Genomic DNA, 23,085 nt, shown 5'->3' on the forward strand with positions numbered 1-23,085 from the left:
TTGTCAAGCGGGCCTTCAACACCCTGGTAACTCCCTGACAAACCAAGACTTTTCAGTCTCATCACCGCCGGTGCGCTTGGCGTCCCCCGGCAGCGGATGCGTACTTTACGGATTACCCCCGCCCTTGGCAAGGGGTTTTTGGCTCAGGGTGGAAAAAAGCCTAAAACAGATACTTGTTGGCAGATGCCCCCCTTCTTATGATCGGCTCAAGGGGCTTTACTCACCGCTTATGATTCACCGTTCATGAAACATGCTATGTCTATGAAGCCATACCTGTGATGCTCTCCCTATGAAGCTTACGAGTTTTCGTCCAGCGGGCCGCTGGCTATGGATCGTCGCCATTCCGTTGGGGCTACTCTGCATGTGGCAGGCTTCGCGCTTTGCCCACGAGCAGGCGCTGGACACTCTCAAGGAAGATGCCGATAACGAACTGCGCCTCTTCGCTGCCAACCTCAACGGCTACCTACTGCGCTACGACTACCTGCCCCAAGTGCTGGCGACCCGCGAAGGCGTGCGCCGCTTTCTCGCCTCGCCTGAGGGGCAGAACCCTATGCCGCTCAACATGCTGCTGGATCGCTTCCGCTTCACCGCTGGGGTATCGGACGTCTACTTGCTCGATGCCGACGCCAACACCGTCGCGGCCAGCAACTGGCATCGCCCCAACACCTTCATTGGTCAGAACTACGCCTTTCGCAGCTACTACGCCGATGCCATCGCTGGTGGGCAAGGACGCTTTTATGGGCTTGGTACCCAGTCACAGGAGCGCGGCTACTTTTTTTCAGCCCCCGTATGGCTCGACGACACCTCGCCCGATGCCCGCCCCCACGGCGTCATCGTTATCAAGGTACTGCTCGACGAAGTGGAGCAGAGCTGGAGCGATCAGGAGGCGCGGCTGTTCGTCACCGATAGCGACGACATCATCTTCATGGCCAGCGCCCCGGAGCTGCGCATGCGCGCGCTCATGCCGCTCAGCGATGCCGAACGGCGCAGGCTTCGCGACACTCGCCGCTATGCCATGGAGCCGCTCTCGTCCTCGGGTCTCGTACTTGGTCAAGAGATAGCGCCCGGCGCGCGTCTTGCCACTTTCGCCACCGGCCCGCTCGCCAATGATGAGTTCTTGAGCCTGACCCGCGCGATTCCCGAGTTCGGTTGGGAGATGCACATCCTCAAGTCACTAGCGCCAGTCAACGGTGCGCGCTGGATGGCCGCGCTGATGGCCGGTGGGCTCTATGGCGTCGTGGCGCTTGGCGCCGGGGTCGGCTGGCAGCGCAGGCGCCTGCGCCGCGAGCGCGAAGCCTTTGCCGAGCGCGAACGTCAAACGCTCGCCCGCGTACGCGACGAACTCGAAATCAGCGTCGAGCGGCGCACGCGCGACTTAAAAGCGAGCAACCAGCGTCTTTCTGATGAGATCGACGAACGCCGCCGCGCCGAGGCCAGTCTGCGTCAGACCCAAAACGAGCTCATTCAAGCGGCCAAGCTCGCGGTGATCGGTCAGCTCGCCGCCGGCATCAACCACGAGCTCAACCAACCGCTCGCGGCCATTCGTGCCTATAGCGAAAACGCTCGGCGCTTTCTCGAGCTCGCCCGCACCGAGCAGGTCGACGCCAATCTTGCGCAGATCATCGAGCTAACCGAACGCATGGCCGAAATCAGCGCTCAACTGCGCCAGTTTTCGCGCAAGAGCGAGCAGCGTCAGGAATTGATCTCGGTTCAGGCTTGCCTCACCTATGCACTACGTCTTTTTGGCAGCCGCCTGAGCGAGCAAGGCGTTCGCGTCGAGCAGCGTCTACCCGAGACCACCCTGTGGGTGCAGGGAGACCTGGTGCGCCTAGAGCAGGTACTGGTCAATCTCATCGGCAATGCGCTGCAGGCGATGAAAGCGTACAGCGCGCCGACGCTTACGCTGACCGCTCAACGCCAGGGCGATACGGTGACGATCAGCGTTGCCGATAGCGGCCCTGGCATCGCCCCGGATCACGTAGAGCGCATTTTCGAGCCCTTCTTTACGACTAAAGCACCAGGCAGCGGGCTGGGGCTCGGCCTTTCCATTTCCTCGCGGATCATGGACGATCTAGGCGGCACGCTCAGCGCCGCCAATCGCGCCGAAGGCGGCGCGTGCTTTATTCTCACCCTGCCCCACGCCCCCGAGCCCCAGGAGACTTCCGCCCATGCATGAAGCGTCGACGCTGCCGGTCATGGTGATCGACGACGAGCCCCACCTGCGCATCACGGCGAGTCAAACGCTCGAGCTTGCGGGCTATGCGCCCCTCTGCTTCGCCTCCGCCGAGGAGGCCTTAGCCGCGCTGCCGGAGCATTTCCCCGGCGTCGTGGTCAGCGACATCCGCATGCCGGGCATGGATGGCATCACGCTTCTGCGTGAGCTACACAAGCGCGATGCCACCCTGCCGGTGATCCTCATCACTGGCCACGGCGACATCTCCACCGCCGTGGAAGCCATGCGCGCCGGGGCCTGGGACTTTCTCGAAAAACCCTTCGCCGGGGAGCAGTTGCTCGACGTGGTACGCCGCGGCATCGAAAAGCGCGAACTAAGCCTTGAAAACCATCGGCTCAAAGCCGAGCTCGAAGTCCAGCAGGCGGCTCTCGGCCCGCGATTGGTGGGGCGCACACCGGTCATTTCGCGCTTAGCGCTGATGATTCAGCGCATCAGCCAAGTAGAGGCCGACGTGCTGCTGTTTGGCGAAACCGGTACCGGCAAGGACCTCGTTGCGCGCGCCATCCACGAGCGCAGCGCCCGCCGCCACCATCCGTTCGTGGCGATCAACTGCGGCGCGGTGCCGGAAAACATCATCGAGTCGGAGCTGTTTGGCCACGAGAAGGGCGCCTTCACCGGCGCCGTCGAGCGGCGTATCGGCAAGTTCGAGCACGCCAACGGCGGCACCGTGTTCCTCGATGAGATCGAGTCGATGCCGCTGGCGTTGCAGGTCAAGCTATTGCGCGTGCTGCAGGAGCGTAGCATCGAACGCCTGGGCGCCAACGAGCCCGTACCGCTCGACATTCGCGTAATTGCCGCGACCAAAGTAGATTTGAAGAGCGCCTCGGAGGAGGGCAGCTTTCGCGAAGACCTCTATTACCGCCTAAACGTGGTCACCCTGCCGCTGCCGCCGCTGCGCGAGCGACGCGAAGACATCCCGCTGCTGTTTCAGCACTTTGCCGTGGTGGCGGCCAACCGCAGCGGTTTGGAAGCGCCGACCCCCGACAGCCACGCCATGGCGGCCCTGCTCGCCCACGACTGGCCCGGCAACGTGCGCGAGCTACGCAACCTCGCCGAGCGCTTCGTGCTGCTTGGCGCGGCCTTCGATTACCGTCTCGATGCCCTGCTCGAAGGCGCAGGCACCGATATCGAGGCGCACAGCCTAGCGCGCCAAGTGGAGCTGTTCGAGAAGAGCTTGATCAGCCAGTCGCTCGCCCGCCACCAAGGCCACGTGGTCGAGGTATGCCGTCATCTGACGATTCCGCGCAAAACGCTCTACGACAAGCTAAAACGCCACGGCCTCAACGCCGACGACTACCGCCACAGTAACGAGCCCTGATGCAGTAGCTCCCCCAAGACGCTCCAGGGCGGAATCCACGGCAACAGCGTAAGTAGCGCGATCATCATCAAGAGATTGGACAGCGGACGCTTGGCGTCACCGAGCTTAAGCGCGGTGCCGAAGGAGCGCTTTAGCCGAGCGCCTTCGAGATCGACGCTATAGAGCTCGTCGAGCCCAAGGTGAATGCAAAAGCCCAGCCACACCGCCATGCCGTGCGACCACGCAATCCAAGCCGACTGCGCCAGCAGCTGATAGCTGACCGACGCCGTGGCCAAGGCGCAAAGCCCGCCCGCCAGCAGCGAATGCCAAATACCGCGATGCACGGTCAGGCGCGAAAAGAGCAGGCTTGCCAGATAACGGATGCCAACGTAGATACCGCCGCAGGCGGCGAGCAGTAGCCCAGGCGTCAGCCAGCGCTCGAGGATCATCACCCCAAGCACCAGCGACGGCACCGATAAACAGTTGAAGATCATTCGAATCGAGCGCGAGCGGTCGGCATCGATATCGGGCAGGATACCGCCGAAGGCCACCAGAGCGATGACCACCAGCGCCTGGGACGAAGACCACCACTGCGCCTGCCACCCCACATAGGCCGCAAGCACACCGCCCATTGTCGCGACTGCGACGTGCGTACGAAAATTGGCCATCCAAGGGCACCCTGAAAAACTGGATAAATTAACAGATTTTAGCAGGGTGCAACATGAGCGACAGCGAAAATATCGCCGCCTTGCTTACTCGCCGGATACGTTCGGCTCAGCTAGAAAGCGATCCTTGAGTTTGACGTAGTTGCCCGCGGTATAAGCAAAGAAGGCGCGCTCGCTCTCTTTTAGCGGCCGCAGCGCCTTGGCAGGGTTACCGGCGTAGACGTATCCGCTCTCAAGACGCTTGCCGGGGGTGACCACTGCGCCTGCGGCGATGATCACCTCGTCCTCGACGACCGCGCCGTCCATCACGATCGCGCCCATGCCGACGAGGATACGGCTGCCCAGAGTGCAGCCATGCAAGATCGCCTTATGGCCAATGGTGACGTCGTCGCCCACCGTGAGCGGAAAGCCCGCCGGGTTGAAATCGCTGGCATGGGTAATGTGCAGGACGCTGCCGTCTTGCACGCTGACCCGCACACCGAGGCGAATACGGTGCATGTCGCCGCGCACGACGGCCATGGGCCACACCGAACAGTCATCGCCGAGCACCACATCACCAATCACCACGCTGGCCGGATCGATATAGACGCGCGCGCCAAACGTCGGTGCGCTGCCGTCGAAGTTTCTCACTGCCTTGGTCATCTTCTCTCCCCTGCGCTTGCCGATCATCGCCCGCTAGAGCAGCAGGCTGGTCAACAGCACGATAAAGGTCAACGGAATGGCGATCCAGCGCGTCACGCCAAGCCACAGGACGAACGCTGCATCACCGGCCCCCAGGGCGCCATGCGCGCGCGCACGAGGCATTACCCAGGCAGCGAAAACGGCGATCAACAGCCCACCAAAGGGCAGGAAAATATCGGGTGGGATCGTGCTGACCAGCTCGAAAACGTTGCGCCCGAACAGCGGCCTGAACTCCGCTAGGCTCGAAAACGAGAACGCCGATAGTAGCCCCAAAAGCCACACGCAGAGCCCAATGATCGTCGTCGCCAAGCCGCGGCGCAGGCCAAGCCCCTGCAGCGTCGCCACCATGGGTTCAGCCAAATTGATCGCCGAGGTCCAGGTCGCCAGCAGCAAGAGGAGAAAGAAGATGCTGAGCCAGAACATACCGCCCGGCAGCTCCGAGAAAGCGATGGGCAAGGTGACGAACATAAGCCCCGGCCCGTCGGCGGGGTCCATTCCCTGGGCGAAGACTACCGAGAAGATAGCGATGCCCGCCAACAGGGCAACGCTAATGTCCAGCACCGCCACGGCCACCGCCGCCTTGGGCAGGCTCTGCTCATCGGGCATGTAGGCACCATACGCCATCAACGCGCAGGCACCCACCGCCAGGGTGAAGAAGGCATGCCCCATGGCGTGTAGCACGACCGTCGGTGTAATCGCTTCGAACGAGGGGACAAACAGCCACGCCAGCGCTTCGCGAAACCCACTCGTGGTCATGGCGTATCCCGCCAGCAGTAGCAAGAGCAAGTAGAGCAGCGGCATGAGCAGGTTATTGAGCCGCTCTAACCCTTTGGAGATGCCGGCAGCAACCACCGTCATGGTCATGAAGAGAAACAGCGAGTGGTTGAAGATCAAAAGCTTGGGATTGGCCAGAAAGGCATCGAACCCCGCCCCGATCGCCTCGGCGCTGGCGCCCACGAAGCTGCCGTTGACCGAGGCAACCAAGAACTCGATCGACCAGCCCGAGACCACCGAATAGAACGACAAAATACAGAAGACCGTGAAGGCGCCAAAAAGCCCCAGCCAGCGCCAGCGTGGCGACGCGCCCGCTTCCATCGCGAGTGTTACCAAAGACTGTATCGGTCCGCGCCTCCCGGCGCGGCCGATCATGATCTCGGCCATCATCACTGGAAGCCCCAGTAGCACGACGAAGGCAACGTAGACGAGCAAAAAGGCCGCGCCGCCGTTTTCACCCGCGACATAGGGGAAGCGCCAAATGTTGCCAAGCCCGACGGCGGCACCGGTTACCGCAAGAATGAAAGCGCGCTTCGACCCCCAGCGCTCCAGCGTTTCGCTCATGTCGTGCTCTAGCCCCTAATTGGCTTTGGGAAAGCAGGCAAGACTAGCAGGCCCGGCGAGCGGGGCCAAACACTGGCGCTGTCTGCTAGGTTCAGGCCTCCACCTGGGCGCTATAGAGGCGCTGATAACGCCCCTGATCACGGCCCAAAAGCTCGGCGTGGCTGCCCATTTCGGCGATACGTCCCTGCTCTACCACGACGATTCGATCAGCGTTGGTGATGGTAGCCAAGCGGTGCGCGATGACCAGCGTCGTACGCCCGTCCGAGAGCTCGGCCAGCGACTGCTGAATAGCGCGCTCGGTTTCGGTATCGAGCGCCGAGGTAGCCTCGTCGAGAATCAGAATGGGCGGGTTCTTCAAGAAAATCCGCGCAATGGCCAGGCGCTGCTTTTGCCCACCGGAAAGGCGCACGCCGCGCTCACCGATGAGCGTATCCAAGCCATCGGGCAAGGCGGCGATGACCTCATCGAGCCGAGCACGGTGCGCGGCGTCGATAATCTCCGCCTCACTCGCCTCAAGCCGCCCGTAGGCGATGTTCTCGCGCACCGTGCCCGCGAACAAAAAGACGTCCTGCTGCACGATACCGATATTGGAGCGCAGCGACTTCAGCGTCATGTCACGAATATCGCGGCCATCGATGGTGATCGCCCCGGCCACGACGTCGTAGAAACGCGGTAGCAACGAGCAGATCGTCGTCTTGCCCGCGCCCGACGGGCCAACGAAGGCGATGGTTTCACCCGCATGGATGTGCAGATCGATCCCGCGCAGCACATCGGGTCCTTGGCGCCCGGCGCCCTGGCCATAGGCAAAGGCAACCCCGCGGTACGCGATCTCCCCGCGCAGGCGTCCGGCCGCCTCGGCCTCTGGCGTGTCACGGATCTCCGGTTGCGTATCGAGAAACTCGACGTAGCGACGAAACCCCGCAATGCCCTTGGGATACATTTCGAGCATGGCGTTGATCATGTCCAGCGGACGAAAAAAGACGTTGACCAAGAGCAAAAAGCCGACGAAACCACCGGCACTGAGCTCACCAGCCACCACGAACCACGCGCCTGCCAGCATGACCACTACCTGAACGAAGCGCATCGATAGATAAGAGAGCGATAGCGATGCAGCCATCACCTTATACGCCTTGAGCTTGGTGGCGAGGTAGTTACGGTTATTCTCGGCAAAGAGGCGGCGCTCGTGATCTTCATTGGCGAAGGCCTGCACGACGCGAATACCGCCAACGTTCTCCTCGATGCGAGCGTTGAACTCGCCCACCCGGCCATAGATTTGGCGGAAGGTGCCGGTCATTCGACTGCCGTAGCGCAGGGTGATCAGCGCCGAGATAGGCAGGATGACGGCCGTGATTAGCGCCAGCGGCCAATGGACCCACAGCATCAGCACAAAGGCCCCAAGCAGGGTCATCACCGCGATGAACAGATCCTCCGGGCCGTGATGAGCCACCTCGCCGATCTCCTCCAAATCCTTAGTCAGGCGCCCCACCAAGTGGCCGGTCTTTTGGTCGTCGAACCAGCCAAACGACAGCGTCTGCAAATGATCGAAAGCCTTACGGCGCATTTCGGTTTCGATACGAATGCCCAGCAGATGCCCCCAGTAGGTGACGATGACGTGCAGCGATGCACTCAGCGCGTAGACCAACATTAGCCCCAGTGCCGCCAGCGCGATCACGCCGAGCTCCCCCGTAGGTAGCAGATGCTCGATGAACAGCATCACCGCGATGGGAAACGCAAGCTCCAGTAGCCCTGCCACCACGGCACTCGAAAAGTCCAGCGCGAACAGGCGCCGGTGCGGGCGGTAATAGGTAGCAAAACGCTTGATTAAACCGGAGGGGGTCGAGCTCATGGCATTCACTTCATCGGCAGGCAAAGAGAGGATAAGCAAACAGGAAGGGTTCAGCGGCAAGCGTGCCCGCGCAAAACATCTTCATAGTAAAGTAATAAAAATCATTTGCATAATGTAGCCGAGGCTAGCTGCCGCGCCGCCATGATGCCTAGGGTACCGCCCCCAGCGCCATTGAAACCGCGCCCGTTCGCCCGCACTGTATCGCTATCGACGCGCAACGCGTATTCCCCGACACAACCACCGAGGTGCTCCATGTCACGCAACCCACTGCTCGAGACGCACGACCTCCCTCCTTTTGACGACATTCGTGCCGACCACGTAGTACCCGCAGTGGAACAGCTGCTGGAAGAGAGCCGCACGGCCATCGATCAGTTGGCCAATCAAGCGCAGCAGACACCGCCCACCTGGGAGAGCTTCGCGGCCCCCCTGGAAGCGGTGAATGATCGCCTCTCCCAAGCGTGGTCGCCGGTGTCGCACCTCAACGCCACCATGAACACACCTGAGCTTCGCGACGCCTACCAAGCCTGTCTCGACAAGCTTTCTGCCTACGGCACCTGGGTGGGTCAGCACGAAGGCCTGTTTCACGCCTGGCAGGCGCTCAAGGAGGGCGAGGTGTGGGAGAGCCTCGATGAAGGTCAAAAGCGCACCGTCGATAACGCCCTGCGCGATTTTCGCCTCGCTGGGGTCGATCTAGCCAGCGCCGAGAAGCAGCGCTACGGCGAGATCCAGGCGCGTCTCTCGACGCTGTGCAATCAGTACTCCAACAACGTGCTCGATGCCACCCAAGCGTGGCACAAGGACGTCAGCGACACCGCCGAACTCGACGGCCTGCCGCAAAGCGCGCTGGATACGCTCAAAGCCCTGGCCGAGGCCAAAGGGGTGGAGGGCTATCGCATCACCCTCGACTTTCCCAGCTTCTTCCCCGTGGTGAGCTATGCCCACCAGCGCGAACTGCGCCGCGAGGTCTACACAGCCTTCGTCACCCGCGCCTCCGACCAAGGGCCGAACGCGGGTAGCTTCGACAACGCGCCGATCATGGAGGAGATTCTTGCGCTGCGCCAAGAGCTTGCCCGATTGCTCGGTTTTGCCACCTACGCCGACTACTCGCTGGTGACCAAGATGGCCGACTCGCCCGCGCAGGTGGTCGATTTCCTCGACGATCTGGCGCGCCGAGCGCATCCGCAGGCTCAGGAGGAGTTCGCCGAGCTCAGCGCCTACGCCCGCGACGAGCTCGGGATCGATAGCCTCGAACCCTGGGACATCGCCTACGCCAGCGAAAAGCTGCGCGAAGCGCGCCACGCCATCTCCCAAGAGCAGCTGCGCCCCTACTTCCCGGCGCCCCACGTGATCGAGGGCCTGTTCAAGGTCACCGAGCGACTGTTCAACGTCAGCGTCGAGGCGGACGACCGCGTCCCGCACTACCACTCGGACGTGCGCTACTTCCGCATTCTCGAAAACGGCACGCCGATTGCCGGATTCTATCTCGACCTCTACGCCCGCGAAGGCAAGCGCGGCGGTGCCTGGATGGCCGACTGCCGAGTGCGCCGCGATACCGAGCACGGCCTGCAGCTACCGGTTGCCTTTTTGACCTGCAACTTCACCCCGCCCGTGGGCGAGCGCCCGGCGCTGCTGACTCACGACGAAGTCACCACCCTGTTCCATGAATTCGGCCATGGCCTGCACCACATGCTGACGCGCCAGCGTATCGCCGATATTTCAGGCATCAACGGGGTGGCCTGGGACGCCGTCGAGCTGCCCAGCCAGTTCATGGAGAACTACTGCTGGGAGCGCGAAGGCCTCGATCTGCTGACTCACCACGTGGATACAGGCGAGACGCTGCCCGAAGAGCTGCTTACGCGGCTACAGGCGGCCAAGAACTTCCAGTCGGCCATGGGCATGGTGCGCCAGCTCGAATTCTCGCTGTTCGACCTGCGCCTGCATCACGAGCTGGAAAAACCCAGCGCTGCCGACATCCAGGCGCTGCTCGACGACGTGCGCAGCGCCGTGTCGGTAGTGCCCAAGATCGACGCCAACCGTTTCCAGAATAGCTTTGCGCACATTTTCGCAGGCGGCTACGCCGCCGGATACTACAGTTACAAGTGGGCCGAGGTGCTCTCTGCCGATGCTTGGAGCGCCTTCGAGGAGGCGGGCATCTTCGACCAGCCCACCGGCGTGCGCTTTCGCCAGGAAATTCTCGAGATGGGCGGCGCGCGCGATGCCGCCAAGCTGTTCGAGGCCTTCCGCGGACGCGAACCCAGCGTCGAGCCGCTACTGCGTCATAGCGGCATTCGCGCCGCCTGAGCCCTACCGCACGCGGCACGGCTTAGCGCCGTGCCGTTAGGAGTTGTCACCATGAGTACCCCTAAACGCTTCATTGCGGGTGTTGTCTGCCCTCGCTGCAAAGAGATGGATCGCATTCGTGCCTGGGAGCAGAACGATACCCGCTACCGCGAATGCGTTTCCTGCGGCTTTTTCGAACAGCTGCCGCTCGAAGAGAGCGAGATGCCCGAGCTCACCACCCGCGTCAACGAGGTGCGCGACGAGCAGAAGCACCAGGATGTCCAGCCAGTGCGTATTCTCGACCCCGGCAAGTCCCGTTCGTAGCCCTGCCTTCCCACGCTGACCTCCTGTAAGTCGCGTTAAACATTTCTCCTCAGAGCTTCTTTCTCCTCAGTGCTCCTTCGCGGCTCTGCCGCTAGAAGGGGCGCTCTCGTTTTGCATGTGCGAAAAACCGCACACATTGATGATTTCAGCGTGCGGCATTCCGGACACTTCGGCCTCTTTGCTCCTTCCATCGCCTTCAACCAAAGTTTAAATAGAAATCTATTAACCATTGATTAAAAAGACAAAAACAGCAGATGGCGTAAAAATCGCTATACCTTGGCGCAGACGTGCACTGCCGCGTTACAACAACGACCAACTCAATAACGGATTAGGAACTCTCGCCATGCGCAACACGACAACCGCTTCTTTGGCCCTGCTCGCTAGCGGCGCCCTATTGGCTGCTGCCACCGCTCACGCCGAGGCCGAAGTAGACCGCGACGGCTGGCCGTCGAGCTTCACCGTGGGCACGGCTAGCCAGGGCGGCACCTTCTATATCTACGGTTCCGGCTGGGCCAACCTGATCGCCGACGAGCTCGGCGGCATGACCGGCGGCGGTGAGGTAACCGGCGGCCCGACGCAGAACCTGGCGCTGGTGCACTCCGGCGAGCTGGCCTTTGGCCTGACCACCATGGGCCCGGCGGATGACGCCATGAACGGCCGCAGCCCGCTCGCGCCGGGCGTGGTGATGGACAACGCCTGTGCGATGTTCCCGATGTACGAAACGCCCTTCTCGATCACCGCGCTTTCAAGCTCAGGCATCACCTCGATCTCTGAAATTCCCGACGGCGCGCGCATCGGCTTCGGCCCGGCGGGCTCCACGTCCGACGTCTACTTCCCGGCCATCTTGGAAGAGCTTGGCGTAAACTTCGAGCGCCGTAACGGCGGCTGGTCGGACCTCGGCGGTCAGCTGCAAGATGGCCTGCTCGACGTCGTCGCCTTTGCTGCGGGCATCCCGATTCCCGCCGTTAGCCAGCTGGAAGTCCAGACCGACGTCAACATCATCGACTTCACCGACGAAGAGCTGGCGCAGATCACCGAGGCCTTCCCGGTTTCCGAGTTCGATATCCCGGCCAGCACCTACGAAAGCCTGGACGAGGATTCCCACGTGGTCTCCATGTGGAACTTCGCCATCGCAGGCTGCGACCTGCCGGAGAGCCTGGTATACGAAGCCACTCGCATCACCATGGAAAATAATGACCGCATGATCTCCATCCACCGCAGCGCCGAAGAGAGCGTTCCGGAGAACGTGGTACATAACACCGTTATGCCCTTCCACCCCGGCGCCGCGCGCTGGTTCAACGAAAACGGCTACGACATCGCCGACGACATGATTCGCCAGTAACGCTCGTCCTCTGGGCTGCCGTCTCTGCGGTGGCCCAGCGCGGCAAAGCCGCATCTAGGCGTATTTTTCCAAGCATGCCAGACACCTACCCAGTAAGCGGCGTTGCTCCGCTTGCCATTGATGACGCCAAGGGCCGAATCCCATGAGCCACCAATCCGACAGCCCCATCACGGCTGCCCCCATTAGCGGCCCCGTAGAGCCGCAAGACGCCCAGGCGCTCCTGGCCGAAGGCGTCGATGAAGAGGTCATCGAACCCAACCGCCGCCTCTTTTCCGGCTGGCAGTGGGCCCTCTTCGGCTGCCTCGCCATCATCTACTCGCTGTTTCACCTGATCACGCTCAACGTCATTCCTATGGAGACGTGGTCTTATCGCATCATTCACGTCGCTGGCGCCTTGGTACTTGGCTTTGGCCTGTTTACCGGCGCCCGCTTCGCCCATGACGCCGCCGACGAGTCGCCGCGCTGGCTGACCGCCCTGGGTGCGTTACTCCTACTACCTGCCGGATACGCCCTGATTCAAACCGGGCTCATGTGGCGCGCGCTCAACGGCGGCGGTGCGATGCGCATCGAGTCTCACATCGAGACGTGGCACTTTGGCGCGCCGCTGATTGCGGCCACCGTGGCGGCCATCGCGCTCTCCTGGTGCTATCGCAAGGTGCGCACCACCTTCTCCATGCCCGACCTGGTACTGATGGTGGCTGCGCTTGCCAGCGCCGCCTACCTGCTGGTGATCTATAACACGCCGCTGCGCATGTCGACGGGCACCTCGTTCGCCCCGGTCGGCATGACCTACGCCGCCATCGCCGGATCGCTCTTGATTCTCGAGCTTACCCGCCGGGTGGCCGGTAACGCCCTGGTGATCATCTCCGCCATCTTCTTGGCCTATGTGTTCGGCGGCCCTTACCTGCCGGGCTTTCTCAGCTATCCGGGGCTTTCGGTCTACCGCTTCTTCAGCCAGGTGTATACCGACATCGGCGTACTCGGCCAGACCACGGCGGTCTCCTCGACTTACATCATCCTGTTCATCATCTTTGCCGCGTTTCTGCAGGCCTCGAAAGTGGGTGACTACTTCGTCAACTTTGCTTTCGCAGCTGCCGGGCGCGCACGCGGTGGCCCGGCCAAGGTGTCGATCTTTGCCTCCGGCCTAATGGGGATGATCAACGGCACCTCGGCGGGCAACGTGGTCTCGACAGGCTCCTTGACCATTCCGCTGATGAAGAAAGTCGGCTACCCCGGGCGCAGCGCAGGCGCCATCGAAGCCGCCGCCTCGACCGGTGGGCAGATCATGCCGCCGATCATGGGCGCAGGGGCCTTCATCATGGCCGAAATCACCGGTATTCCCTACCGTGAGATCGCCGTTGCCGCGCTGATTCCCGCCGCACTCTACTTCCTCTCGGTCTACTTCATGGTCGACCTGGAAGCCGCCAAGAAGGGCATGCGCGGCATGCGCAAGGACGAGATTCCGCAGTTTAGAAAGCTCGCCCGCCACGCCTACCTCTTTGCTCCCATCCTGATCCTGATTGCAGCCCTGTTCATGGGCTACTCGGTGATTCGCGCGGGTACGCTGGCGACCGCCTCTGCCGCCGTGGTGAGCTGGATTTCGCCGAACAAGATGGGCGTTCGTGCCATTCTCAAAGCGCTGCAGCTCGCCGGGACCATGTCGATTCAGATCATCGCGGTATGCGCCTGCGCGGGGCTCATCGTCGGGGTCATCTCGCTGACGGGCGTTGGTGCGCGCTTCTCGTCGCTGCTACTGGGCGTGGCCGGGGTCAGCCAGCTGTTGGCGCTGTTCTTCGCCATGTGCATTTCGATTCTGCTCGGCATGGGCATGCCGACCACGGCGGCCTACGCCGTAGCCGCTTCCGTGGTCGCGCCGGGGCTGATCAATATCGGCATCCAGCCGCTCATCGCCCACTTCTTCGTCTTCTACTTCGCCGTCATGTCGGCGATCACTCCACCGGTGGCGTTGGCTTCCTACGCCGCCGCGGGCATCTCCGGCGACAACGCCATGAAGACCTCGATGGCCTCGTTCAAGATTGGGCTGGCGGCCTTTATCGTGCCGTTCATGTTCTTCTACAGCCCGGCCATGCTGATGGAGGGCTCGGCCCTGCAGATCACCCGCGTCGCCATTACCGCATCACTGGGTATCTTCCTGCTTTCTGCGGCGGTGCAAGCCTGGTTCTTCGGCCCGGTACGTCTGTGGCAGCGCGGCGTAATGCTCATCGGCGCGCTCTGCCTGATCTACGGCGGCCTTGCCACCGACCTTGCTGGCCTTGCCATCGGTGCCGCACTGTTCATGCTTCAGCGCCGCAATAGCGGCAAGCGCCCTGGGGCCGTTAGCACCGCGTAACGACTAAAAACTGCCCTATTTGGCGGTACACTTAGCGCCTCTCAGGTCTTGATCTGCGAGGCGTTTTTTATCGTGCGCTTTTATAGCTGTTGTCATATTGCATGACCCTACGCACACTTGAGCGCGATATCTCTCACCACGCGCGTGCACTGACTCCTTCATGACCGTCTTTTACGCTTTTCTGGCTACCGCCCTCGCTGACCGTTTACGCACTGGAGGCGAGCCATGAGTATTTCGCCTGCGGCACTTTTGGCACCGCTTCTCATGCTCTTGGGCTACGTGGGCCTTGGGTGGCTGGCGGCGCGGCGGCTTAAGATCGACCCTCGGCCCATTGCGACGCTTTTGATCTACATGGTCGCCCCCTTCACCATTTTCCGGGCGCTGATGAATGGCGGCGCCAATCCTGGCTATTTGCTCCTCACGTTCAGCGCCTTCGTGGTTGCCAGCCTAATGGCGCTGGCAGTCAAGCGCTTGGCGCAATCGCGCTTCGGCGCCCACGAAGCGGCACTGCTGGCGTTCTCGTCGGGCACCGGCAACACCGGCTACTTTGGGCTTCCGGTGGCGCTGGTACTGCTTTCGCCCGAAGGCGTGACGCTTTATCTGTTCTGTCTATTAGGCATCAACGTCTACGAGTTCACTGTGGGGTTCTATTTGAGCGCGCGTGGCCACTTTTCGGTGCGCGAGAGCGTGATCAAGATGGCGCGCATGCCGCTGATCTACGCCTTTGGGCTGGCGCTTCTGCTTAGCGCGCTCGGCGTAACGCTCCCTGCTGGGTTACAGGATGGTCTTGCGGTGTTTCCGGCAGCCTACACCTTGCTGGGGATGATGATCATCGGTATGACTCTGAGCCAGGTCACGCTTGCCGCGTGGGACACTCGCTTCGTCCTCGCCTGCGTGGCGCTTCGCTACGTGCTCTGGCCGTTGGTATCGCTTATTGCCGTGCTGGCGCTGCAGCGTGTCGCGCCGGTTTCAAGCGACATGGCCCTGGCCATACTGCTGCTGGGTGTGGTGCCGATGGCGGCCAACGTGGTGGTGGTGGCAATGGAGCTCGGCATCCAGCCGCAAAAGGGCGCCTTGGCGGTGCTGGTGACCACGCTGCTGGCGCCGATTCTGATCCCGCTCTATCTCATGGGCATGCTACGTTTGACGGGACTCGATTGACTAGCCGCTAGACGAAGGGAACCCCTCGACGCCACGCTCGCCAAGCTCGATGGCCATACGGGTAAGCTCGGGGTGGGTAAAAAAGCCCGTCAGCGCTTCGGCGCGCACCGGGCCCACATTGGGGATTGCCTGCCAGTCGCTTGCCGAGCGCTCGGCCAACATCTGCCAGGATGCCCCCGCTTCGTCACCGCCCGGTGGCACACTCAAAGCGCGCAGCCACGCATCGAAGTCCGCCGTTAGCGCTTGGGCGAAGGCTTGATGTAGTGCGGCAGCACGGGCATCGCCGATACCGTGGGCCTGGGCCAGCGTGGCCGGGTCGAGCGCCAGCCAGCGGGTGAGATCATCGACAAGCGCCGCATCCATTAGCGCCTGCCAGGTACCCTCCCCAACGCCGCGCATATCGAGCTGCTCACCTAGCCATACGAGCCGGGCAAGAAACTGCGTTTCGCAGTCGGGCGTGAGTCTAAGGCAGCTCAGGGCGTGGTAATTGTCGGCGTCAGGCGTCTCGAGCGGCACGCGCGTTTGTGTCTGCCAGACCACGCTATCGAGCTGGGGAATCGTCAGCCCGGCGAGAGTGATACTGACCTGATCGCCCGGGCGCAGGTCGAGCGCTTGCCACTGCGTGAGCGAGGCAAGCGAAACGCGTCGGATGGTGCGCCCCTCAAGCGCAACGGGGTAGAGCCAGAGCAGCGGAGTGATGCGCCCGGTGCGGCCGACGCGAAACTCGACTCCGCGTACCTGGGCAAGCGCCAGGCGCGTGGGATATTTCCACGCCATCGCCCAGTCCGGCGGGCGATTGGCCCAGACGTAATCGTCGCTTCGCTGCGACTGCTTGACCACTACGCCGTCGGTCGCGAAGGGCAGCGGCGACTCGAACCAGCGCGCACGCCAGTCGCGCGCTTCGTCGAAGGTGGTAACGGGATGGGTGTAGCGCGCGGTATCGAAGCCCAAGCGGGTCAGACCTTCCAAGCGTGCTGTCATCGTTTCAGGGCCATCGGGCCAGTCCCAGACGAAGAGCCCTACGCTTTCACGCACGTCAATCGAAGGATCCACTTGCGCCATGGCACCCGCCACCCGCCCCCGTGCGCCGCTATCGCCCTCTGACTGCACGTGGTTTTCCAAGCGCCAATAAAGCTCGCCCTGTAACACGACGGAGCGCGCCTCAGGCAAGCGCTGAGGAACGCCAGGAAGCGCTTGGACGCGGGCGGTCCAGTCCTGGCCGCGTGCGCCATCGCCGCGGCTGACGGCCTGGATGAGTTCGCCCTTCTCATAGCGCAGCGTCACTGCCACGCCATCGACCTTGGGCTGAATCCAGAGGGCATCGCGGCGCGCCATGAAACGCGCCACCTCCTCGCCATCCCCTTTGGCAAGGCCGGTTTGGGCAACGGGATGCGCGCGGGCGTCGTGGTGCTCATCGAGGGCGGTCAGCGGCGTATGCGGGGTGGCGTCGTCGAGGCAGGCACGCCACTCGTCAAGCCGCGCCAGCATTTGGTCGTAGAGCGTATCCTCGATCTCCGAACGCCCTTCGTCGTGGTAGATGCGATCCCAACGGGAAATGTCTGCGGCTAGGGCGCTGGTCTCTTGAGTTAAGCGCTCGGTGGACCATGTTGGACACGCCGCCCACGTGCTCTCGCCTACCCAGCAAAGCAGTAATGCCATACCTGGCCAGCGCCACCTGCTGGTCCGTTGCCTTCCTCGCCCCATACTGCCCCCCTGCGCTGATCGTTGTATTTATCGGTTCTGATCATCTCTTATCTGCTTGGCTTACTGGACTCTACCGCTGGGTCGCTGCGCATACGCGTACCCCCAAGCAGCGTGCAAGAAAAAGCGCCCCTCTGACAATGCCAAAGGGGCGCTTTCGTAGCACGGGCCGTCAACGCTAGCGGCGCTTTCTCAAGCGCGTTTATAGCAGCGTTTAGAGCCCAGCAGCCTCACGCAGGGCGGCAGCTTTGTCGGTCTTCTCCCACGGGAAGGCAGTGAAGGTCTCGACGTGCTCTTCGCCTTTGTCGTCGACCCAGGCGTAGCTGTGCTCGAAGGGCTCGCGACCGAAGTGGCCGTAGGCGGCAGTGAGCTGGTACATCGGATGCAGCAGATCAAGCATGGTGGTGATGGCGTAGGGACGCAGATCGAAGTGGCTACGAACCAGCTCGACGATCTTGGCATCGGCGATCTTGCCGGTGCCGAAGGTGTCGATGGAGACCGACGTGGGCTCGGCGACGCCGATGGCGTACGACACCTGGATCTCGCACTTGTCGGCTAGGCCCGCGGCGACCACGTTTTTGGCTACGTAGCGCCCGGCATAGGCAGCGCTGCGGTCGACCTTGGACGGATCCTTGCCCGAGAAGGCGCCACCGCCGTGACGCGCCATACCGCCGTAGGTATCGACGATGATCTTACGCCCGGTCAGGCCGCAGTCGCCCACCGGCCCGCCGATGACGAACTTGCCGGTCGGGTTGATGTGGTACTGGGTGGTGTCGGTGAGCCACTCGGCAGGTAATACCTGCTCGATGACTTCGCGGCGCACCATCTTACGCAGCTCGTCCTGGTCGATTTCCGGGTCGTGCTGAGTGGAGAGCACCACGGCGTCGACGCCGCAAGGCTTGCCTTCGCCGTCGTAGCGGAAAGTGACCTGGCTCTTGGCGTCCGGGCGCAGCCACGGCAGCATGCCGTTTTTGCGCAGCTCCGCCTGACGCTCGACCAAACGGTGCGAGTAGTGGATCGGCGCAGGCATGAAGGAGTCGGTTTCGTTGGTGGCGTAGCCGAACATCAAGCCCTGATCGCCCGCGCCCTGGTCTTCGGGCTTGGTGCGGTCCACACCCTGAGCGATGTCTACGCTCTGCTTGCCGATCAGGTTGATGACGCCACAGGTGGCGCCATCGAAGCCTACTTGCGAGGAGGTATAGCCGATGTCGTTGATCACCTCGCGCACCAGCGTCTCCAGATCGACCCAGGCGGAGGTGGTGATCTCACCGGCAATGATCGCGACCCCGGTCTTGACCATGGTCTCGCAGGCGACACGCGCCTGTTTGTCACGCGCGATGATGGCGTCCAACACCGCATCGGAAATCTGATCGGCGATCTTGTCGGGATGTCCTTCGGAGACGGACTCGGAGGTAAACAGGGAATATTCGCTCATCGCGCTCTCGACCCTCTGTATGACGGCGGCACCCTCACCGCGGCGTCAGCAGGAAATCAATGGCAGGAGTCTCGCCTGCCCGCATGGGAAAACGGCACCGCCGTTTCGGGAGGCAGAGTCTACACGCTGTTGCGCTCGCTTCCCAGAATTTGCCGATGCATTCGAAGTCGGCGACAATGGCGCCTTTACTTGACGTTTTCAGGCGAGGAGCACCCCATGCCGTCCCGTTTTGAGCTGGCCAACGCCATTCGCGCCCTGTCCATGGATGCCGTTCAGAAGGCCAAGTCCGGCCACCCCGGCGCCCCCATGGGGATGGCGGACATCGCCGAGGTGCTGTGGAACGATCATTTGAAGCACAATCCCGAAGACCCCAAATGGGCCGACCGGGACCGCTTCGTGCTCTCCAACGGTCACGGCTCGATGCTGCTCTACTCGCTCTTGCACCTGAGCGGTTACGAACTGAGCCTCGAGCAGTTGCAAAACTTCCGCCAGCTGCACTCGCCCACCGCCGGCCACCCCGAATACGGCTACGCGCCGGGCATCGAGACCACCACCGGGCCGCTGGGCCAGGGGTTTGCCAACGCCGTCGGCATGGCGCTCGCCGAGAAGACGTTAGCGGCACAGTTCAACCGCCCAGGCCACACCATCGTCGACCACCACACCTGGTGCTTTTTAGGTGACGGCTGCGTGATGGAGGGTATCTCCCACGAAGCGGCCTCGCTTGCCGGGACTCAGCAGTTGGGTAAATTGATCGCGCTTTACGATGACAACGGCATCTCCATCGATGGCGAGGTCGAGGGCTGGTTCACCGACGATACTGCCAAGCGCTTCGAGGCCTACGGCTGGCACGTGGTACCCAACGTCGACGGTCACAAGGTCGATGAGATCCAGGCCGCTATCGAGCTTGCCAAGGCCAACGCCGACAAGCCGAGCCTGATCATCTGCAAGACCATCATCGGCTTCGGTTCGCCCAACAAGCAGGGTAAGGAAGAGTCTCACGGCGCGCCGCTGGGCGACGACGAAGTGGCTCTGGCACGTAAGCAGCTCGACTGGCCGCATGCGCCGTTCCATATTCCCGAGCCGATCTACACCGCCTGGGACGCACGCGCCAAGGGTAAATCGCGCCAGCAGGAGTGGGAGGCACGCTTTGCTCGCTACGCCGAGGCTTTCCCCGAGCAGGCGCGTGAATTCACCCGCCGCCTGAAGGGCCAACTGCCCGCCGAGCTCGCCACCGAGGCGCTGATCCAGCAGTCCCAGGAGAAAGGCGAGAGCATCGCCTCGCGCAAGGCCTCCTTCGAGGCGCTGAACGTCATCGGCCCGCAGATGCCCGAACTGCTCGGCGGTAGCGCCGACCTCGCCCCCTCCAACCTGACCTTCTGGAAAGGGGCCAAGGCGATCAGCGCCGACGACGCCAGCGGTAACTACCTGCACTACGGCGTACGCGAGTTCGGCATGGGCGCGATCATGAACGGTATCGCCCTGCACGGCAGCTTCGTTCCTTACGGCGCCACCTTCCTGATCTTCATGGAGTACATGCGCAACGCCGTTCGCATGGCGGCGCTGATGGGTCAGCAGGCCATCTACGTCTTCACCCACGACTCCATCGGCCTTGGCGAAGATGGCCCCACCCACCAGCCGATCGAACAGCTGACCAGCCTGCGCACGACGCCAAACCTGTGCACCTGGCGCCCCTGCGATGCGGTCGAGACCGCTGCCGCCTGGGACGCAGCGGTCAAGCGCCACTCCGGCCCCACGGCGCTGGTGCTGTCGCGTCAGAACCTGCCCCACCAGGAGCGCAGCAAGACCCAACTGGCCAACATTCAGCGCGGCGGCTACGTGCTCAAGGAGTGCGACGGCACGCCCGAGCTGATTTTGATCGCTACCGGCTCAGAGGTCGCACTGGCCATGGAAGCCGCCGGGACGCTGACCGCTCAGGGGCGCGCGGTACGCGTGGTCTCCATGCCGTCCGCCTACCGCTTCGACGGTCAGGATGCCGAATACCGTGAGAGCGTACTGCCCGCTGCAGTGACCAAGCGTATCGCCATCGAAGCCGCCCACGCCGACTACTGGTACAAGTACGTAGGCCTCAATGGTCGCATCATTGGCATGACCACCTTCGGTGAATCGGCACCGGCGGGTGAGCTGTTCAAGCACTTCGGCTTCACCGTCGATAACGTGCTCGAACAGGCCAACGCCCTGCTCGGCTAATTACCCGAGTGCCCGCGCTCACCGGTTTTCTCTGGCTAACGGGCTTATGGCTTGGCGGTGAAGTGATCATTCACTTCACCGCCCTTCCCATCTCTTCCGGCGTCATTGGCATGCTGCTGCTCTGCGCGTTGCTAATTCAGCGCCAGCGAGTGCCCACCAGCATTGCTGCTGCCGCGCAGCCACTGATTGGGCTTTTGGCTATGCTGATCATGCCCGGCGTGGTCGGCGTCTTCTTCATCGCCGACGAGCTTGCCGGGCAGTGGCTGGCGATTTTCGGCGCCTTGGTGCTGGGCACGGCGGCAAGCGTGGTGACCACACTATGGCTGCTCAAACGGCTAACGCCAACGGATCAACGCACGCCATGACCGATGCCCTGCTTACCCGCCTTTCTTCAACGCCGCTGCTGGCGGTGGTGTTGACGCTGGCGGCCTACCTGGTAGGTAACGCGCTCTACCGGCGTTTGAAGCAACCCAGCTGGCTACCGCCGATTCTGCTCTCCGCCGTTTTGCTGGCGGGCCTTCTTGCTCTCATTGGGCTGCCCTATGCCATCTACCAGCAGGGCGCCAGCTGGCTGACGTTCCTGCTTGGCCCGGCAACGGTAGCGTTGGGTATGCCGCTTTATCAGCAGCTCCCACGCATCGTCGAGCTGTGGCGACCACTGGTGGTCTGCCTGCCCCTCGCCGCCACGTTGGCGGCGCTCTACGCGCTGGGTATCGCTTGGCTACTCGGGGCAAGCCCTGAGGTGCTGGCGTCGCTTGCCGCCAAGTCGGTCACCGCCCCCATCGCCATTGGCATCACCGAGCAGCTCGGTGGTCGCGTGCCGCTGTTGATGGGCGCTTTGCTGATCACCGGAGTGACGGCAATCCCGTTGGTGAGCTTGGCAGCACGGCTTTTACGCATCAGCGATGACCGCCTGATCGGCTTTGCTTTGGGGCTCAACGGCCACGCCATTGGCACCGTACGCGCGTTCGACCTAAGCCCCACGGCGGGCGCTTTTGCTTCGCTGGGTATGAGCCTGACGGGTATTTTCACTGCCCTTTGGCTACCGCTGGCTTGGCATCTCGTAGGCGGGCTCGGCTGATCTACGTTATGATCGAGGCGAAAAGTAACCGCCCTCATTATCGTTTTCTTCTTTCTGGTCGTGGATTCTCTCGCTATGGCTGACGCTACTCGCCCGCTGCGCATCGCTATCAACGGCTACGGACGTATCGGTCAGTGCGTGCTGCGAGCACTCATCGAGCGCGGTCACCCCGAGCTCGATATCGTCGCCCTCAACGAGCTCTCCGACCTGGCCACCATCACCTATCTCACCCGCTACGACACCACGCATGGGCGCTTTCCCGGTACGGTAGAGAGCGACGGCGAGCATTTGGTGATCAACGGCCAACGTATCCGCGTGCTCTGCGAAGCCGATCCTGATCGTCTGCCCTGGGCGGCGCTGGATATCGATCTGGTGATGGAGTGCTCGGGCAGCTTCAAAGACCGCGCCACCGCCGAGCGCCACCTGCGCGCGGGCGCGCGGCGCTTACTGTTTTCCCAACCGGCAGAGAGCGATGTCGACACCACCGTCGTCTGGGGTATCAACGAGGCCGAACTCAGCCATGATCAGCGCGTGCTCTCGGCTGCCTCCTGCACCACCAACTGCCTGGTGCCGCTGCTGACCGTGCTCGACGAGGCACTGGGGATCGAGCATGGCGTTACCACCACCATTCACTCGGCGATGAACGATCAGCCGGTGATCGATGCCTATCACCAAACCGACTTGCGTCTGACGCGCTCGGCCATGCAGTCCATCGTGCCGGTGGATACCGGACTCGCGGCGGGTATCAGCCGCTTGATGCCGCATCTCGAGGGGCGCTTTCAGTGCCTGCACGTGCGCGTTCCCACGATCAACGTCTCGGCCATGGACTTGGCCCTTAGCGTGCGCTGCGACACCACGGCCACCGAGGTCAATGCGCTGCTCCAGGCGGCCAGCCGCGATCGTTTAGCAGGAGTGCTGGGCTACACCGAAGCACCCATGGCATCGATCGATTTCAATCACGACCCGCACTCTGGCATTCTGGATGCCACCCAGACGCGCGTCGCCGGTACGCGACTGATCAAGCTACTATGCTGGTTCGACAACGAGTGGGGCTTTGCCAACCGCATGCTCGACATTGGCTTGCGCCTAGCCACCCAGCCAGAGCAGCTCTCTCGTTAGGCGCGCACTCATTAACGGCTATCC

General features: G+C 62.6%; 17 protein-coding genes. 11 read left to right on the forward strand and 6 right to left on the reverse strand.

Annotation, left to right across the window (positions count from 1 at the left end; genetic code table 11):
* Nucleotides 1–289 precede the first annotated feature (289 nt).
* The gene (locus LLY24_RS18140) at nucleotides 290–2,176 is read left to right on the forward strand and encodes a sensor histidine kinase (protein ID WP_259037727.1); all 1,887 of its coding nucleotides are present in this window, start codon (nucleotides 290–292) and stop codon (nucleotides 2,174–2,176) included.
* A complete protein-coding gene (locus tag LLY24_RS18145) occupies nucleotides 2,169–3,551 on the forward strand; it encodes a sigma-54-dependent transcriptional regulator (RefSeq protein WP_259037728.1) in 1,383 nt (460 codons plus the stop codon). Before LLY24_RS18140 ends, LLY24_RS18145 begins: the two co-directional genes overlap by 8 nt.
* On the opposite strand, the gene LLY24_RS18150 is transcribed toward LLY24_RS18145, so the two are convergent.
* The 4 genes from LLY24_RS18150 to LLY24_RS18165 all read right to left on the reverse strand — a co-directional run bounded on the left by LLY24_RS18150 (nucleotide 3,527) and on the right by LLY24_RS18165 (nucleotide 8,060).
* Nucleotides 3,527–4,198 carry a metal-dependent hydrolase gene (locus tag LLY24_RS18150; protein ID WP_259037729.1) on the reverse strand — a complete coding sequence of 224 codons (672 nt, stop codon included), beginning with the start codon at nucleotides 4,196–4,198 and terminating at the stop codon, nucleotides 3,527–3,529. The two genes, LLY24_RS18145 and LLY24_RS18150, sit on opposite strands and share 25 nt — an antisense overlap.
* Nucleotides 4,199–4,282: 84 nt before the next feature.
* Nucleotides 4,283–4,837 (reverse strand): gamma carbonic anhydrase family protein, encoded by a 555-nt coding sequence (locus LLY24_RS18155; RefSeq protein ID WP_259037730.1) that lies wholly within the window; start codon nucleotides 4,835–4,837, stop codon nucleotides 4,283–4,285.
* A gap of 33 nt (nucleotides 4,838–4,870) precedes the next feature.
* Entirely contained in the window at nucleotides 4,871–6,214 is a 1,344-nt protein-coding gene (locus LLY24_RS18160) for a sodium-dependent transporter (protein ID WP_259037731.1), read from the reverse strand.
* Between the two features lie 91 nt (nucleotides 6,215–6,305).
* Complete coding sequence (locus LLY24_RS18165) at nucleotides 6,306–8,060, reverse strand: ABC transporter ATP-binding protein (protein ID WP_259037732.1); 1,755 nt, start codon at nucleotides 8,058–8,060, stop codon at nucleotides 6,306–6,308.
* Nucleotides 8,061–8,312: 252 nt separating this feature from the next.
* Here LLY24_RS18165 and prlC point away from each other — a divergent pair, with 252 nt between their 5' ends.
* The 5 genes from prlC (at nucleotide 8,313) to LLY24_RS18190 (ending at nucleotide 15,517) form a co-directional block, all read left to right on the forward strand.
* Nucleotides 8,313–10,361, forward strand: coding sequence for an oligopeptidase A (prlC, locus tag LLY24_RS18170; protein ID WP_259037733.1), 2,049 nt, complete (start codon nucleotides 8,313–8,315; stop codon nucleotides 10,359–10,361).
* A gap of 51 nt (nucleotides 10,362–10,412) precedes the next feature.
* Nucleotides 10,413–10,664, forward strand: coding sequence for a YheV family putative zinc ribbon protein (locus LLY24_RS18175; RefSeq protein WP_259037734.1), 252 nt, complete (start codon nucleotides 10,413–10,415; stop codon nucleotides 10,662–10,664).
* 343 nt (nucleotides 10,665–11,007) lie between these two features.
* Entirely contained in the window at nucleotides 11,008–12,006 is a 999-nt protein-coding gene (locus LLY24_RS18180; RefSeq protein WP_259037735.1) for a TAXI family TRAP transporter solute-binding subunit, read from the forward strand.
* A 142-nt stretch (nucleotides 12,007–12,148) separates the two neighbouring features.
* On the forward strand, nucleotides 12,149–14,356 hold the full coding sequence (locus LLY24_RS18185; protein WP_259037736.1) for a TRAP transporter permease: 2,208 nt from the start codon (nucleotides 12,149–12,151) through the stop codon (nucleotides 14,354–14,356).
* Between the two features lie 225 nt (nucleotides 14,357–14,581).
* Nucleotides 14,582–15,517 carry an AEC family transporter gene (locus LLY24_RS18190; RefSeq protein ID WP_259037737.1) on the forward strand — a complete coding sequence of 312 codons (936 nt, stop codon included), beginning with the start codon at nucleotides 14,582–14,584 and terminating at the stop codon, nucleotides 15,515–15,517.
* On the opposite strand, the gene ligB is transcribed toward LLY24_RS18190, so the two are convergent.
* Both ligB and metK read right to left on the reverse strand, forming a co-directional pair.
* Nucleotides 15,518–17,176, reverse strand: a complete 1,659-nt coding sequence (gene ligB, locus LLY24_RS18195; protein ID WP_259037738.1) for an NAD-dependent DNA ligase LigB — start codon at nucleotides 17,174–17,176, stop codon at nucleotides 15,518–15,520.
* Nucleotides 17,177–17,432: 256 nt separating this feature from the next.
* The gene (metK, locus tag LLY24_RS18200) at nucleotides 17,433–18,653 is read right to left on the reverse strand and encodes a methionine adenosyltransferase (RefSeq protein ID WP_259037739.1); all 1,221 of its coding nucleotides are present in this window, start codon (nucleotides 18,651–18,653) and stop codon (nucleotides 17,433–17,435) included.
* A gap of 216 nt (nucleotides 18,654–18,869) precedes the next feature.
* Between metK and tkt the strand changes: the two genes are divergently transcribed.
* The 4 genes from tkt to LLY24_RS18220 all read left to right on the forward strand — a co-directional run bounded on the left by tkt (nucleotide 18,870) and on the right by LLY24_RS18220 (nucleotide 23,061).
* On the forward strand, nucleotides 18,870–20,861 hold the full coding sequence (tkt, locus tag LLY24_RS18205; RefSeq protein ID WP_259037740.1) for a transketolase: 1,992 nt from the start codon (nucleotides 18,870–18,872) through the stop codon (nucleotides 20,859–20,861).
* Nucleotides 20,862–20,869: 8 nt separating this feature from the next.
* Complete coding sequence (locus tag LLY24_RS18210; RefSeq protein WP_259037741.1) at nucleotides 20,870–21,226, forward strand: CidA/LrgA family protein; 357 nt, start codon at nucleotides 20,870–20,872, stop codon at nucleotides 21,224–21,226.
* Nucleotides 21,223–21,942, forward strand: a complete 720-nt coding sequence (locus LLY24_RS18215; RefSeq protein WP_259037742.1) for an LrgB family protein — start codon at nucleotides 21,223–21,225, stop codon at nucleotides 21,940–21,942. Before LLY24_RS18210 ends, LLY24_RS18215 begins: the two co-directional genes overlap by 4 nt.
* A 75-nt stretch (nucleotides 21,943–22,017) precedes the next feature.
* Nucleotides 22,018–23,061, forward strand: coding sequence for a type I glyceraldehyde-3-phosphate dehydrogenase (locus LLY24_RS18220; RefSeq protein ID WP_259037743.1), 1,044 nt, complete (start codon nucleotides 22,018–22,020; stop codon nucleotides 23,059–23,061).
* Nucleotides 23,062–23,085 lie beyond the last annotated feature (24 nt).

Origin of the sequence: Halomonas dongshanensis (assembly GCF_024790395.1) — a bacterium.
GTDB lineage: Bacteria > Pseudomonadota > Gammaproteobacteria > Pseudomonadales > Halomonadaceae > Vreelandella > Vreelandella dongshanensis.